This is a genomic window from Domibacillus sp. DTU_2020_1001157_1_SI_ALB_TIR_016 (assembly GCF_032341995.1).
Classification (GTDB): Bacteria; Bacillota; Bacilli; order Bacillales; family Domibacillaceae; genus Domibacillus; species Domibacillus indicus_A.
Genome location: NZ_CP135439.1, coordinates 661,379 through 675,030, shown reverse-complemented (window position 1 = coordinate 675,030; position 13,652 = coordinate 661,379). Strand labels below are relative to the sequence as shown.

The window sequence follows — 13,652 nt, the reverse complement described above, 5'->3', positions numbered from 1 at the left end:
ACGTTCTATATGATTAACTTATGTAGTATAGCATACGTACCAGCAGAAAAACAGATGAAAAGCCGGCCTAAAGGAGGCCGGCTTTTTTTATTCTTTGTCTTTCCCTTCGTGGCGGCGCGCTAGAACGGATAACACATCGTCCAAAGCTAAATCCTGCTCACGCAGCAGAACAAGCAGATGGTACAACAGATCGGCCGCTTCCCACTGAAGCTCTTCCTTGTCGCGATTTTTCGCGGCAATAATAACTTCTGCCGCTTCTTCGCCAACTTTTTTCAAAATCTTATCGACGCCTTTTTCAAACAAATACGTTGTATAAGCACCTTCCGGACGGTTTTGCTCACGGTCTGCAATAACCTGCTCCAGCTGCTGCAGAATTGAATATGGAAGTGACACATTGTCTTCTCCGTAAAAGGGTTCATCGAAGCAGCTTGTTGTGCCGCGGTGGCAGGCAGGACCAGCCGGCTCCACTTTTACAACGATCGCATCTTTATCGCAGTCAAACTGCATGGAAACGACTTTTTGTGTATGACCGCTTGTCGCTCCTTTATGCCAAAGCTCCTGGCGGGAACGGCTGTAAAACCACGTTTCGCCTGTTTCCATCGTTTTTTTTAGAGATTCCTCATTCATATAAGCAAGTGTTAATACTTCATACGTCGTCGCATCCTGTACAATAGCAGGCACGAGTCCTTTTTCATCAAACTTCACTTCGTCAATCATCTGACGTTCACCTCTGCATTTCGCAAAAATTGTTTGACCTCTCCAACGCCGGTTTCTTTATAGTGAAAAATAGAAGCGGCAAGCGCTGCATCAGCCTTCGCTTCTGTAAACACATCCAAAAAGTGCTCTGCGCCCCCAGCACCACCTGACGCAATCACCGGAACCGAGACTGCATCACCAACTGCTTTTGTCAGGGCAATATCAAAGCCTTGCTTGCTCCCGTCTTCGTCCATGCTTGTCAGCAAAATTTCCCCTGCACCGCGCTCGACCGCTTCTTTTGCCCAGTCAATGACGGTCCGCTCAGTTGGCGTACGTCCGCCGTGTGTATACACGCGCCACGTTCCAATTGATTCATCATATTTTGCATCAATGGCAATCACGATACATTGGGAGCCAAAAAACGCGGCTCCTTCATTGATCAAATCCGGATTGTTTACAGCCGCTGTATTCAATGATACTTTATCTGCGCCTGCACGTAAAATGCGTTTCATATCTTCCAGCGCGTTAATGCCGCCGCCGACCGTAAAGGGAATCGCAAGCTCTGACGCAACAGCCTGCACCACATCCACCATCGTTTTACGCCCTTCTACCGATGCGGATATATCTAAAAACACAAGCTCGTCCGCTCCCTGCTCATCATAAACACGCGCCAATTCCACCGGGTCTCCTGCGTCACGCAGCTCTACAAATTGAATCCCCTTTACGACGCGCCCTTCTTTTACATCCAGGCAGGGGATGATACGTTTTGTCATCATTCGGCCTCTACCTCCAGCGCTTCTTTTACGGTGAAGCGGCCTGTATAAATGGATTTCCCGCAGATTGCACCAGAGAGTCCGTCTTCTTTCCATTTTGCGAGTGCGCGCAAATCGTCCAGTGACGAAACGCCGCCGGAAGCAATGACGCTTTTTCCTGTTTCCCGTGCAAGCTCCGCCGTTGCTTCTACGTTTGGTCCAGACAGCATGCCGTCGTTGGCGATATCCGTAAAAATAAACGTTTCGGCACCCGCTTCAGCAAATTCTTTAGCAAGGTCCACCGCTTTTACAGATGACGTTTCAAGCCAGCCGTGCGTGGCCACAAAGCCATTTTTTGCATCAAGGCCGATCGCAATTTTTTCCCCGTATGTACGAAGCCACTGTTTGACAAGCTCCGGCTCTTTTACAGCCAGGCTGCCGATGATCACCCGGTCTACACCATTGTCCAGATAATGCTTTACGTCTTCTTCCGTCCGGATGCCGCCGCCGATTTGCACCTTCGCATTCAGCTTTTGGGCTGCTTCAATCACAAATGTATCATTTACACGCTGGCCGTCTTTTGCTCCATCAAGATCAACCATGTGAATCCATTCGGCTCCCTGCTCTACAAAGGACTTCGCCATATCAAATGGCGAGTCCCCGTAAACTGTCTCCTGGTTATAGTCCCCCTGTACAAGGCGGACGCATTTGCCGCCGCGCATATCAATAGCCGGATAAATAGTAAAGCTCATAGCATGTCCTCCGATCGTTCCATCGCTTTTGCAAAGTTCGTCAGCAGCTGCATTCCCGTTTTACTGCTTTTTTCCGGGTGAAACTGCATACCTGACACGTTCTTCTGCCCGACAACAGCCGGTACCTGCACACCATAATCCGCGCTTGCCAGAAGTGCGTTTTTATCTACTCCGTCTGCATAGTACGAGTGAACGAAGTACACATAACCATCCTCAATGCCTTCAAGCACCGGTGCATCCTGTTGAAAATGAAGCTTGTTCCAGCCCATATGCGGCACTTTCAAGCGCTCGCCGTTCGCATCGCGGTCTGGAATATGGACAATCCGTCCCTTGAGCAGACCGAGTCCTTCAAACTGCCCATTTTCTTCGCTTTCTTCAAATAAAAGCTGCATACCGAGACAAATGCCAAGAAGCGGACGGCCGCTGTCCACATACTGATGAATAAACTGATCAAGATTCGTTTCACGAAGACGGGCCATCGCATCTTTGTACGCACCAACTCCAGGCAAGATAACGCCTTTTGTGTTGTTTAGCTCTTCTGGTGATTCACTAATCACATATGGGATGCCAATTCGCTCAAGTGCTTTCGATACGCTGAACAAATTGCCCATGCCATAATCGATAATTCCGATCATTTATAACATTCCCTTCGTTGACGGCACACCTTTTACGCGCGGGTCAATCGTGACTGCTTCATCGATCGCACGGGCCATCGCTTTAAATACCGCTTCAATCATATGGTGTGTATTTGTTCCGTAATGAATAATCACATGCAGGTTCATACGAGCTTCAAGCGCGAATTTCCATAAAAATTCGTGTACAAGCTCTGTATCAAAGGTGCCGACTTTTTGCGATGGAAAGTCAGCGCCCCGGATTTCAAAATGAGGACGGTTGCTTAAATCTACCACGACTTGTGCGAGGGTATCATCCATCGGCACGAAAAAGTTTCCGTACCGCTTAATGCCTTTTTTATCGCCCAGCGCTTCCTTCAGCGCCATGCCAAGCACGATACCGATATCTTCCGTTGTATGGTGGTCATCTACTTCCACATCGCCATCTGCTTTAACCGTTAAATCAAAATGGCCATGGCGTGTAAACAGATCCAGCATATGATCCATAAATGGCACACCTGTTTGAATATTTGATTTTCCTTCTCCGTCTATTTGGAATGCCAGGTCAATTTTCGTTTCGCCTGTGTAACGCTGCAGCTCTGCACTTCGATTCCCCATTTGCTCTCTCTCCTTTATTGGTTGCGCGCTTCAATAGCGCGGGCATGTGCTTCTAATCCTTCCAGTCGCGCAAACGCGGCAATTTTGGCTCCGTGTTTGTCGAATGCTTTCTTGCTGTACATAATGATGCTTGATTTTTTCATAAAGTCGTCTACATTAAGCGGACTTGAAAAGCGAGCTGTGCCATTTGTCGGAAGAACGTGGTTCGGACCGGCAAAGTAGTCGCCAACTGGCTCAGATGAGTACCGGCCTACAAAGATGGCCCCAGCGTGCTTAATGTCTTTCGTCAGCTCCAGCGCATTTTCTGTCATGATTTCCAAATGCTCCGGCGCGATTGCATTAATCGTTTCAATCGCTTCTTTCAATGTTGAAGCAAGGTAAATCGCTCCGTGCTCTTCAATAGAAGGCCGTGCAATGTCCTGCCGCGGCAATGCCGCAAGCTGCTGTTCGATTTGGTCTGCCACTTCTTTGGCAAGCGCCTCTGACGTCGTGACTAAAACAGCCGATGCACGCGTATCATGTTCGGCCTGTGACAGCATATCCGCTGCCACTTCTTTAGCGGAAGCTGTATCATCCGCGAGTACGGCAATTTCACTTGGCCCGGCAATCATATCGATGTCAACATCACCGAACACTTCCCGCTTCGCAAGCGCGACAAAAATATTGCCCGGTCCGGTAATTTTATCAACGGCCTGGATCGATTCCGTTCCGTACGCCAGAGCGGCTACTGCCTGAGCGCCGCCGACTTTAAAGATATCCTTTACACCGGCAATATCGGCTGCTACAAGAACACCTGCCGGCAGACGGCCGTCTGCCGACGGCGGCGATACCATCACAATCCGCTCCACGCCAGCTGTTTTAGCCGGCATCACATTCATCAGAACAGACGATGGATAAGCAGCTGTGCCGCCTGGTACGTATACGCCCACTGAGTCAAGCGGCGTCATTTTCTGCCCTAAAATCGAGCCGTCTTCATTTGTGTACAGCCACGTTTCTCTTTTTTGCTTTGCATGAAAAGCCGCGATATTCTCTGCTGCTTCACGGATAATTTTAATGATCTCATCATCCAGCTCAGCATAAGCGTCGTTAATTTCATCCTGCGTGACCTTTAAGCTGTACAGCTTCGCTCCATCGAACTTTTCTGTATAAGCCAACAGCGCGCGGTCGCCGTTTTCGCGAACGTCTTGAATAATATCGCGCACGATGCGCTGCTGTTCTTCTGTTCCCGCATCCACCGACCGTTTGATTGAAAGCCCCGGTGTTACCTGTTTAATCTGGATCATGTTACCGTACCGCCTTTTCTTCAATTGTATCCGTTAAGCGGTTAACAAGGTTCGAGATCTCTTCGTTTTTCATTCGGTAGCTGACTGGATTTACAATTAAACGGGATGTAATGTCAACAATCGTTTCGTACTCAACAAGCCCGTTTTCCCGCAGCGTCCGTCCAGTTGATACAATATCAACAATTCGGTCAGACAACCCGATTAAAGGCGCCAGTTCGATCGAACCGTTCAGCTTAATAATCTCTACCTGCTCGCCTTTTTCACGGAAGTAAGCAGAAGCCACGGTTGGATATTTTGTCGCAATTTTTGGCGCTACTTCATTGAGTGTTGTATCTGGAAGTCCTGCCACCGCCAGGTAGCATGGACTGATTTTTAAATCAAGCAATTCGTATACATCCCGCTCTTCTTCAAGCAGCCCGTCTTTTCCGGCAATACCGACGTCTGCTACCCCGTGTTCAACGTAGGTCGCTACATCCATCGGCTTTGCCAGGAAAAAGCGCATATTTTCTTCCGGCACTTCAATGATGAGCTTGCGCGATTCATCCAAGTCCGGCGGAAGCTTATAGCCTGCTTCCTGCATCAGCGCCGCCGCTTCTTCGAAGATCCGCCCTTTTGGCATCGCAATTGTTAGCATGGACATTACACGTTCCCCCCTGATGATTTTCCGACAAAAAACGTTACACTTTTGCACGAATCTGTGAATGAATCTACATCTTTTACCCCGGCCACGTCCTGAAGCAGCACGCATTCTCCTGCTGCGCGGCGCTTTTGTGCTTCCTCAATCGCTTCTACACGCCGGTCGTTACTGAACAGCACACAATGAACACCTGCTTCGTCTTCAAGCTGGCCAATGGCTTCAAGCAAAAAGTCAACGCGCAGGCCAAAACCTGTCGCACCGGCTGGATGACCAAATTTGCCAAGCAAATCGTCATATCGTCCGCCATTTCCGATGGGTGCTCCCACTCCGTCCGCATACACTTCAAACACAAGACCTGTGTAATAGCTCATGTGGCTGACGAGCGGCAAATCAAACGTTACATGTTCATCTACGCCGTATTCCTGCAGGCGGCCAAACACCATTCTGAGTTCATCAAGCGCTTCGGCACCTGCACTTCCCTCGATCAGCTTTGCCGCTTCGTCAAGACAGTCCATACCGCCTGACAAGTTCAAGAATTGCAGCAAACGCTGCTTATCAATAGATGAAAGCGGGAGGTTTTTGACATGCTCGCGGTAGCCAACATAGTTTTTCTCATATAGGAAGCGTCGCAGCTGTTCAGCCCGTTCTTCCGTGCCAAGAATTTGGCGAAATAGCTCGTCCGTAAACCGAATGTGCCCAAGAGACAATTGAAACTTCTCAAGACCTGTCTCCTTCATAACAGATACAAGCAGAGCAATGACTTCCGCATCGGCACTCATCGTTTCGTCGCCGATCATTTCAACTCCAATTTGTTCAAATTCTGCAGCCCGTCCACCTTCACGCTGCTGGGCGCGGTATACACTTGCGGAATAAGCAAGGCGCAGCGGCACACGCTCTTTTAATAATTTCGATGCTGCCACACGCGCAATGGGTGCCGTCATGTCGGGACGAAGCACAAGTGTATTGCCCTGCTGGTCAAGCAGCTTAAACAGCTGGCGATCCAAAATGGCTGATGCGTCTCCGACTGTCTCATAATATTCAAGCGCCGGCGTCTCAATAAAACGGTAGCCCCAGCTTCTCATAGCACCCTCAGCCGCTTCTTTTACTTTTCGTTTCGTTTCATAAATGTGCGGCAGCGTATCCCGCATTCCAACTGGCTTTTCAAACATTAACAGCTTCGACATCTTTATCACCCGATCATAGATATTTTTACTTTAGTTCGCTAATGTACTAAAGATATGTTAGTAGTAGTTTAACGGTTCTGACAATTTACGTCAAGCCCAAAAAACGAAGAGCAAACGCTCGCCGGCGGAAAGGATAGGACAGCCCGGATTTATGTCGCTTTTTGCCATATAGCTGAGCCAGTTTATCAATGATTGTGCCAATCCCCGGATCGGGATGACAGGTTAAACCGGAAACCAGGAAGGAAAAGAACGATATCATTTTAAACCTGCCCTTTTTGAGCACAAATAAACCGGGGGCTGCCCGGTTTATTCACCTGATATAGAAGAAGCTGCTATTGCACCAGCGGTGGAAGCAGCGATGACCGCCTGCTGGGATTGAATCATTGCTTGAACAGCCGCCGTTAATCCGGCAGACGATTGGATCATTTCCTGAGAAACAAACACGGCGGCCAGTATAACAGCCATATCTTTATTCCATTTTAATGCAGGGGATTTTTTTAATTCATGCACAGCCGGCACACATGTTTCTGCCCTTCCCGACAGCGTCATCATGCCAAGTGCTGGATAATGCATGCTTTTTACTTTTATCCCGCTTTGCTCAAGCTTTCGTTTCATCTGTAAGATGGCATCAGCGGTACTTTCTTGAAACAATCCATTCGCCACAAGTATATTGGCCAGGAATTGAAGGTCGTTCCCCCTCCAAAAGCCATGTTTATGAAAGAAATGATAATACAGTTCAGAGGCACCTGCGAGTTCCTGAATGCTTTCCGGCCGGCTGGCCATCATCGCAGCTGCTGGATAATCTTCATTTGATGTAAGTAAAATGTGATGTTTTTTCATTGTATGGTACATTTCTTTTATCCGCTCAGGCTGAACAGACGGCCCCATTAAAAAAGCGGCAATATACGTGTACGGAGAAGAGCGGAAACCAGCTGAACGAAGAATGTAATACTTTCTGTGCAGCTCGGCAATCCGCTCCTCTTCACTGCCGTCTTGAAGCATCAAGAGCCCTGCCATCGGAAAATGGATTGTTCGAAGGGGAGAAAACATCGATCCTGATTTTTTTATATTGGCTGAAAGTGCCTTGAACGCTTCCATGTCAATTGGCTGCTGTCGGGCGGCAAATTGGGCAGCGGTTAGGAGAACAAGCCGTTTATCAATCCATTTCCCTTCTTTTTTTCGCAGAATCGCTGTGTTTTCTTCCAATAGCTTTATGTTCATCCCTGCCACTCTCCTTTTCTTTTTTATACGATTTGTCGCCAAAATCGTTCCAAGAAACGGTTTTTCTGCCCTCCGCGTTACTGCCAAAAGCGGCTCTGTCCTGCCCGCATCGGTCAATTAGAAACAGCTGGCTATTTTACAGGACTAACCTCTGCTTTTTGGTGTCCAAATTCGTGCTATCATGTTGATGAAGCAAGTCTGCTGGACCCATTTTCCTTTTAACTGTTACAGAATGAACAGCCAAATTGTTTTTGTTTGGATGATACAGATTGATTTTGCAGCAGTGAAATAACTGGATAAAAGCGTCATTCAGACCGACCGAAGGAATACGGCTGCAGCCATGTTCTCCCGGCCGGCTTTTTGCTTTATTCTGTGTGAAACTATGTGAAACTGCTTGTAATCATGCATAAAGAGAAGGAACTTTTCTAGAAAGCAGCTTTTGTTAAAAAAGCAGCCCTTTGTCACTTCGGAGGTATATAAAAAAATGAAGTACATAAAAAAAGCGGGAATGTCCGATTTTTTATTCTTGTCCATCCTCGCTTTACCTTTCATGGCTGATCAGGCGGAAGCAACCACCGTCAATATCATTTAATATGGTGTACAGGCCGACGATAACCGGCTCGATACCGCGGCTATCCAAAAAGCCATCGATATTGTTTCCAAAACTGGCGGAACTGTTGATATTCCAGCCGGCACGTTTGATATTGCTGTTCACTCTTCTGGCAATGGCATTGTCATGAAAAGCAATGTGCAGCCGCGCAGAGAACAACATCATCCGATCCAATAAAGAAGGAGGCGCTTTTTTTAACAGTGCCCACGGTCATACATTGTATGGAAACAAAATCAGCTGTAACGGCGGACATCTTTCAAAACCGTATTTGAGCAGCGAAGTATTAATTCGCGGTGGAGAAAATAGTGTGATCAGCGCTAACGATATCTCCCAAAATGCCGAGCGGGGTGTTTATGCGCTGGATCACGTAAATGGGAACGAAACAATCCATAATACTATAACCGATAACGGACATATCGCTATTGAAACAAATGACGGTAACGGCCTTGTTATCAAAAACACTCATGTGTCCGGCACTCATGACGCAGTGATCATCCATAATTCATCTTCTTCTGTTGTTTCCAACAACGGAAGCTCTGTTTCATCCGTACCCCCGGCTGAAGAGCCGGTCCGGCTGCCGATTCGGCTTCTCCGAAAAAGAAAGAAATCGAGGAAAAATAGATCCACCTGATTCTCTCAGCCGCTTGAAAGAAGCGCTTGGGGAAAAGTCTCTTCCAGCATCTTTAAAAAGGGCGATCTTCATGTATCGATTTTTTTAAGCATTGTGCGGGCAGCGCAATGCTTTTTTACATTCATAATAAAAAACCTGCTTCAGCCCTTTGCTGAAGCAGGTTTAATAATCATTGGGTTCCCGCCCGCGAATGCGCCCGGCGGTACATCCTTATTCACCAGTGTCATGGCGGACACAATCGCGCCATCGCCAATTTCAATACCGGGCAAAATGGTGCAGTTGGCTCCAATCATGACGTTATCACCGATCACAACGGGGCCAATACGGTATTCAGTGGTTAAATATTCATGTGCCAAAATGGTGGTGTTATAGCCGATAATCGTGTTACGTCCTACCGTAATCTGTTCCGGAAACATAATATCCGGTACTACCTTATAAGCAAAAGCGGTTCCTGCTCCAATTTTCATACCGAGCAGACGCCGGTACAGTGCATTTTTCACGCGAACGAACGGAACAAAACGGCTCACTTCAATAACGGCTGTGTTTTTAAATGTTTTCCAGAACGAAACGGTTTGATAAATGTGAAAAAGCGGGTTTGCACCGCCTTTTAACGTGTACCGTTTCGTCCGTCTCATTTCTGGCTGGCTCCGACCTGGAGAATATCAAGCAAATCTGCCATCGATTCTAGCATGTAATCCGGGTCATACGTATTAAGGAAATCGCGCCCTTTCAGTGACCAGGCTACACCTGCCGTTTGAACACCCGCGTTCTTCCCGCCTTCAATATCGTGATAGTTATCGCCGACCATAATGGCTTCCTCCGGCTTCGAACCAAGAGCAGCCAATGCTTTTTGGACAGGCTCTGGATGCGGCTTCGCATGTTCAACATCATCAAGCCCGATGACCACATCGAAAAACGAATCAAGCTTTGTCAACTTCAAGCCTTTAAGGACCGTTTCGTGAATCTTCGTTGAAACAATCGCCATTTTATACCCGTTTTCATGCAATGTGCGGATGGTTTCATACACACCTTCAAATTCTGTTACGAGCGCATCATGTTTTTCATGGTTAAATGCGCGGTAGTGAGCGACCATTTCCATCGTCCGTTCCTTATCCAGTGCTTCAAACGTATCAATAAGCGGCGGTCCCATGAACGGGTATACATCTTCACGCTCGTATTGGTTTGGAAAATAATGATTTAACGTATGAAGAAATGATTGCACAATCAGTTCATTTGTGTTGATTAACGTTCCATCTAAATCAAACAGCAGTGTTGTAATATTTTTCATATATGAACAGCTTCCTTTCTTGTTGCCCGTCCCGGCTGCTTCCAAAGACGTGCGACAGCAATCGTTAACACAACAGCTGTGGTTACACGAATAAGGAAAAGCGGCCAAACTGGAATACCGAGTGGAATAAATATAAGTGTATCTTCAATCACCGCGTGGCAGGCGACGAGAAAAATAAAAGCCAGCGTTACATCACGCTTACTGACCCCATCTTCTTCGACCGCCTGTATCATGACTGCTGACCCCATTGCCAGGCCGATAAGCAGGCCGGATGCCAGCGTCATTGATGTGTTTTCCCGCATGCCAAGAAACCGTGTGACAGGAGCGACAGCTTTAGAAAATGCGTCAAGCCATTTTAAATCTTTGGCAATTTGAATGATGACCATAAGCGGAATGACAATCACAGCCAGCTGCAAAACGCCAAAAACGGCCCTTTGCAGGCCCAGCAGCACAATAGCTCCCCATGTGTCCGGCTGAACAGCCGCCTCAGGAACCATGCCGTATTGAGCAATCTCTCCGCCGCCCTGCCAGACGAGGTTGATGACGATACCGGCTGTTATCGCAAGCCCGATACGAACCGCTAGGATGATCCACATTTTCACGCCAACTTTAACAGCAACGGTCGATTCGATAAATAAATTATGGGAGAATGACAGCATCATCGCAAGAATAAACACTTCTTTCACAGTCAATTCCAGCGATAAAATCGCGCCAATCCCCGCATACAAATTGAGCGCATTCCCAATCACGAGCGGAATCGCTGCATCTCCAGATAAACCAAAAATCCCCATCAGAGGGCTGATTAAATGGATGATCCATGGCAGCACAGGCGTAAATTGCAAAATGGTGACAATGAGCGTAATTGGAAAAATCACTTTTCCCAGCTTCCACGTTGTCATACAGCCTGTCTGCAGCCCTTTGACAACTGTTTGTCTCACGATGCCATCTTCCCTTCATTCGTTTGATCTGCATAACGCGGCAGCGTATATCTTACGCGGCGGTATACAAGAAGAGCCGCTGCGATCACGATCAAGGACAAGGACAGCACTTGGGCAATCCGTAAAAATTCACCCGGCAGCATTAAACTGTCTGTACGCATTCCTTCAATAAAGAAGCGGCCGACCGAATACCAAATTACATAAAATAGGAACAGCTCGCCGCGTTTCGGGTTTACTCTGCGCAAGACAAGCAAAAGTACAAATCCGAGGATATTCCAAACGGATTCGTATAAGAAAGTAGGATGGTAATAAGCACCGTCAATATACATTTGATTGACAATAAAGTCTGGCAAATGAAGATTCTCTAAAAATGAGCGTGTGACTTCTCCGCCGTGTGCTTCCTGGTTCATAAAGTTTCCCCAGCGGCCGATCGCCTGCCCCAAAATAATAGAAGGCGCCGCAATATCCGCCAGTTTCCAAAAAGAAAGGCGGCGCTTTCTTGTAAATACAATCGCGGTAATAACCGATCCAATCAATGCCCCGTGAATGGCGATACCGCCGTTCCAAATTTGAATAATGGCTTCGGGATGCTGTGAATAGTAAGACCATTCAAACAGAACATAGTAAGCGCGTGCTGAAATAAGCGCGATTGGAATAGCCCAAATCAGCAAATCAGAAAACGTATCCTCGGGCAGGCCAAGCCTGTTTGCTTCTTTTGAAGCTAAATAAAAACCGAGGGCGATACCGATTCCGATAATAATGCCATACCAGTGTACTTGAAAATTGCCCAGTTCCAAGGCAATTGGATTTAACGGATACTCCAAAATGTTTTCACTCCTTACTGCTTATCATCGATTCCAGCATCATTAATTGCACCGGCCAGTTTATCTGTGAATTCCTGGGCTGCGTTCACACCCATCCGTTTTAAGCGGAAGTTCATGGCTGCCACTTCAATGATAACAGCCAGGTTTCGTCCAGGGCGGACCGGCAGGGTAATCTTTGTAATCTCCGAATCCAAAATAGGAAGTTTATCTTCTTCAATGCCAAGACGATCATATTGTTTGTCCGGGTCCCACAGCTCAAGGTTTACGTTCAATGTAATAATTTTATGTGAACGAACGGCTCCTGCCCCGAAAAGTGTCATAACGTTAATAATGCCCAGCCCGCGAATTTCCAGCAAATGCTCAATCAATTCTGGTGAATTGCCCACCAGACGCCCGATGTCTTCCTGGCGGATCTCTACACAGTCATCTGCCACAAGTCGATGGCCGCGCTTTACAAGCTCAAGCGCTGTCTCACTTTTCCCGACGCCGCTTTGTCCGGTAATCAATACGCCGATTCCATAAATATCAACAAGAACGCCATGAATAGCTGTTGTTGGTGCAAGCATGGACTCCAGGTAATTGGTCAACTGGCTTGCAAATTTAGTCGTGGTCATTTTCGAACGCATAACCGGCACTGAATAAGCCTCTGATGCTTCAATGAGTTCAACAGGTACACTTAAATTGCGCGAAACGATAATAGCAGGTGTTTCATAGTCACAAAGTTTATCCATCCGGTCTTTTTTTTCTTCAGGGTTAAGCCGCTGAAAAAAAGACAGCTCGGTCATACCGATCAGCTGTACACGTTCTGCCGGATAATAATCAAAAAATCCTGCTATCTCAAGACCCGGACGTGATAAGTCACTTAATTTAATAGGGCGATGAAGTCCTTCTTCACCACTAACAAGCTCTAAATCGAATTTCTCCAAAAGATCAACTGCACGCACTTTTGGCATCCTATTCCCTCCTCTTCACCAAAACGAATTGCCTTCATTGTACCATGTTTCTGATTAAAACAGACGTTTCGGTATCGATTTTCCCTGTTCTCCTGTACATAAAGAACGAAAGGAGTGATTCATGTGAAAATCGCCATTGATGCAGGGCATGGCCCGGCAACCCGAGGCAAACGATCGCCTGACGGAATGAAAGAATTCGAGTTTAATAGGGCAACCGCCTTGTTTCTCCGTGATGAGCTGCCAGCGGACACGTTGTTGGTTCATGATGATCAGATCGATCTTTCTCTCAGAGAACGGGTGCAGCGGGCAAATCAGGCTGGTGCTGATTTATACGTATCGATTCACGCAAACGCTTTTGGCACGGGCTGGACAGAACCAAATGGCATTGAAACCTACGTTTGTACGTCCCGGCCGCCCGAGTCCATGGCTATAGCACAAGCCGTACAGCGGGAGCTTGTTTTGGCAACAGGGCGGCGTGACCGCGGAGTAAAGACGGCTGATTTTTATGTACTGCGAAAAACCATAATGCCCGCTATTTTAATTGAAGCCGGATTTATGACCCATAAAACGGAAGCGTCCCTGCTGCAGAGGACGGATTACCGAAAAACGTGCGCAAGAGCGATTGCGTCAGCGATTCGGCTGACCTGTATGTAG

The 13,652-nt window shown here is 47.3% G+C and carries 17 protein-coding genes; 2 read left to right on the top strand and 15 right to left on the bottom strand.

The window, feature by feature from the left end; translation table 11 throughout:
* Positions 1-87 precede the first annotated feature (87 nt).
* The 10 genes from hisIE to RRU94_RS11160 form a co-directional block, all read right to left on the bottom strand.
* Entirely contained in the window at positions 88-717 is a 630-nt protein-coding gene (gene hisIE / locus RRU94_RS11205; RefSeq protein ID WP_251270026.1) for a bifunctional phosphoribosyl-AMP cyclohydrolase/phosphoribosyl-ATP diphosphatase HisIE, read from the bottom strand.
* Positions 714-1,472 (bottom strand): imidazole glycerol phosphate synthase subunit HisF, encoded by a 759-nt coding sequence (gene hisF, locus RRU94_RS11200; protein ID WP_242231847.1) that lies wholly within the window; start codon positions 1,470-1,472, stop codon positions 714-716. Before hisF ends, hisIE begins: the two co-directional genes overlap by 4 nt.
* The gene (gene hisA / locus RRU94_RS11195; RefSeq protein WP_315694352.1) at positions 1,469-2,200 is read right to left on the bottom strand and encodes a 1-(5-phosphoribosyl)-5-[(5-phosphoribosylamino)methylideneamino]imidazole-4-carboxamide isomerase; all 732 of its coding nucleotides are present in this window, start codon (positions 2,198-2,200) and stop codon (positions 1,469-1,471) included. The genes hisF and hisA overlap by 4 nt, the downstream gene beginning before the upstream one ends.
* The gene (gene hisH / locus RRU94_RS11190) at positions 2,197-2,835 is read right to left on the bottom strand and encodes an imidazole glycerol phosphate synthase subunit HisH (RefSeq protein ID WP_315694350.1); all 639 of its coding nucleotides are present in this window, start codon (positions 2,833-2,835) and stop codon (positions 2,197-2,199) included. The genes hisA and hisH overlap by 4 nt, the downstream gene beginning before the upstream one ends.
* Entirely contained in the window at positions 2,836-3,429 is a 594-nt protein-coding gene (hisB, locus tag RRU94_RS11185; RefSeq protein WP_242231850.1) for an imidazoleglycerol-phosphate dehydratase HisB, read from the bottom strand. It abuts the gene before it with no gap.
* A 14-nt stretch (positions 3,430-3,443) separates the two neighbouring features.
* A complete protein-coding gene (gene hisD, locus RRU94_RS11180; protein ID WP_410493015.1) occupies positions 3,444-4,712 on the bottom strand; it encodes a histidinol dehydrogenase in 1,269 nt (422 codons plus the stop codon).
* A 1-nt stretch (position 4,713) separates the two neighbouring features.
* A complete protein-coding gene (gene hisG, locus RRU94_RS11175; protein WP_315694348.1) occupies positions 4,714-5,352 on the bottom strand; it encodes an ATP phosphoribosyltransferase in 639 nt (212 codons plus the stop codon).
* Entirely contained in the window at positions 5,352-6,533 is a 1,182-nt protein-coding gene (locus RRU94_RS11170) for an ATP phosphoribosyltransferase regulatory subunit (RefSeq protein ID WP_315694347.1), read from the bottom strand. Before RRU94_RS11170 ends, hisG begins: the two co-directional genes overlap by 1 nt.
* 306 nt (positions 6,534-6,839) lie before the next feature.
* The gene (locus RRU94_RS11165; RefSeq protein ID WP_315694346.1) at positions 6,840-7,754 is read right to left on the bottom strand and encodes a DUF4003 family protein; all 915 of its coding nucleotides are present in this window, start codon (positions 7,752-7,754) and stop codon (positions 6,840-6,842) included.
* Positions 7,755-8,295: 541 nt separating this feature from the next.
* Positions 8,296-8,538, bottom strand: coding sequence for a hypothetical protein (locus RRU94_RS11160; protein ID WP_315696148.1), 243 nt, complete (start codon positions 8,536-8,538; stop codon positions 8,296-8,298).
* On the opposite strand from RRU94_RS11160, the gene RRU94_RS11155 reads away from it, so the two are divergent.
* A complete protein-coding gene (locus RRU94_RS11155; protein ID WP_315694345.1) occupies positions 8,501-8,995 on the top strand; it encodes a right-handed parallel beta-helix repeat-containing protein in 495 nt (164 codons plus the stop codon). The genes RRU94_RS11160 and RRU94_RS11155 overlap by 38 nt on opposite strands.
* A gap of 140 nt (positions 8,996-9,135) precedes the next feature.
* Here the strand turns inward: RRU94_RS11155 and RRU94_RS11150 are convergent, their stop codons facing one another.
* Genes RRU94_RS11150 through hprK form a run of 5 tightly spaced genes read right to left on the bottom strand, consistent with a single transcriptional unit; the run spans position 9,136 to position 12,998 of the window.
* Positions 9,136-9,630: an acyltransferase gene (locus RRU94_RS11150; protein WP_315694343.1), complete on the bottom strand. Its 495-nt coding sequence runs from the start codon at positions 9,628-9,630 to the stop codon at positions 9,136-9,138.
* The gene (gene ppaX / locus RRU94_RS11145; protein ID WP_315694342.1) at positions 9,627-10,283 is read right to left on the bottom strand and encodes a pyrophosphatase PpaX; all 657 of its coding nucleotides are present in this window, start codon (positions 10,281-10,283) and stop codon (positions 9,627-9,629) included. Before ppaX ends, RRU94_RS11150 begins: the two co-directional genes overlap by 4 nt.
* On the bottom strand, positions 10,280-11,182 hold the full coding sequence (locus tag RRU94_RS11140; protein ID WP_315695922.1) for a nucleoside recognition domain-containing protein: 903 nt from the start codon (positions 11,180-11,182) through the stop codon (positions 10,280-10,282). Before RRU94_RS11140 ends, ppaX begins: the two co-directional genes overlap by 4 nt.
* Positions 11,183-11,217: 35 nt before the next feature.
* Positions 11,218-12,045 (bottom strand): prolipoprotein diacylglyceryl transferase, encoded by an 828-nt coding sequence (gene lgt / locus RRU94_RS11135; protein WP_410493014.1) that lies wholly within the window; start codon positions 12,043-12,045, stop codon positions 11,218-11,220.
* A gap of 14 nt (positions 12,046-12,059) precedes the next feature.
* On the bottom strand, positions 12,060-12,998 hold the full coding sequence (gene hprK, locus RRU94_RS11130) for an HPr(Ser) kinase/phosphatase (RefSeq protein ID WP_309091135.1): 939 nt from the start codon (positions 12,996-12,998) through the stop codon (positions 12,060-12,062).
* Between the two features lie 123 nt (positions 12,999-13,121).
* Here hprK and RRU94_RS11125 point away from each other — a divergent pair, with 123 nt between their 5' ends.
* On the top strand, positions 13,122-13,652 hold the full coding sequence (locus tag RRU94_RS11125; RefSeq protein ID WP_315694341.1) for an N-acetylmuramoyl-L-alanine amidase: 531 nt from the start codon (positions 13,122-13,124) through the stop codon (positions 13,650-13,652).

Excerpts from the sequence above, each read along its gene's own strand:
- hisIE (WP_251270026.1), bottom strand. The coding sequence starts at position 717 with ATGATTGACGAAGTGAAGTTTGATGAAAAAGGACTCGTGCCTGCTATT.
- hisF (WP_242231847.1), bottom strand. The coding sequence starts at position 1,472 with ATGATGACAAAACGTATCATCCCCTGCCTGGATGTAAAAGAAGGGCGC.
- hisA (WP_315694352.1), bottom strand. The coding sequence starts at position 2,200 with ATGAGCTTTACTATTTATCCGGCTATTGATATGCGCGGCGGCAAATGC.
- hisH (WP_315694350.1), bottom strand. The coding sequence starts at position 2,835 with ATGATCGGAATTATCGATTATGGCATGGGCAATTTGTTCAGCGTATCG.
- hisB (WP_242231850.1), bottom strand. The coding sequence starts at position 3,429 with ATGGGGAATCGAAGTGCAGAGCTGCAGCGTTACACAGGCGAAACGAAA.
- hisD (WP_410493015.1), bottom strand. The coding sequence starts at position 4,712 with ATGATCCAGATTAAACAGGTAACACCGGGGCTTTCAATCAAACGGTCG.
- hisG (WP_315694348.1), bottom strand. The coding sequence starts at position 5,352 with ATGTCCATGCTAACAATTGCGATGCCAAAAGGGCGGATCTTCGAAGAA.
- RRU94_RS11170 (WP_315694347.1), bottom strand. The coding sequence starts at position 6,533 with ATGTCGAAGCTGTTAATGTTTGAAAAGCCAGTTGGAATGCGGGATACG.
- RRU94_RS11165 (WP_315694346.1), bottom strand. The coding sequence starts at position 7,754 with ATGAACATAAAGCTATTGGAAGAAAACACAGCGATTCTGCGAAAAAAA.
- RRU94_RS11155 (WP_315694345.1), top strand. The coding sequence starts at position 8,501 with ATGTGCAGCCGCGCAGAGAACAACATCATCCGATCCAATAAAGAAGGA.
- RRU94_RS11150 (WP_315694343.1), bottom strand. The coding sequence starts at position 9,630 with ATGAGACGGACGAAACGGTACACGTTAAAAGGCGGTGCAAACCCGCTT.
- ppaX (WP_315694342.1), bottom strand. The coding sequence starts at position 10,283 with ATGAAAAATATTACAACACTGCTGTTTGATTTAGATGGAACGTTAATC.
- RRU94_RS11140 (WP_315695922.1), bottom strand. The coding sequence starts at position 11,182 with ATGACAACGTGGAAGCTGGGAAAAGTGATTTTTCCAATTACGCTCATT.
- hprK (WP_309091135.1), bottom strand. The coding sequence starts at position 12,998 with ATGCCAAAAGTGCGTGCAGTTGATCTTTTGGAGAAATTCGATTTAGAG.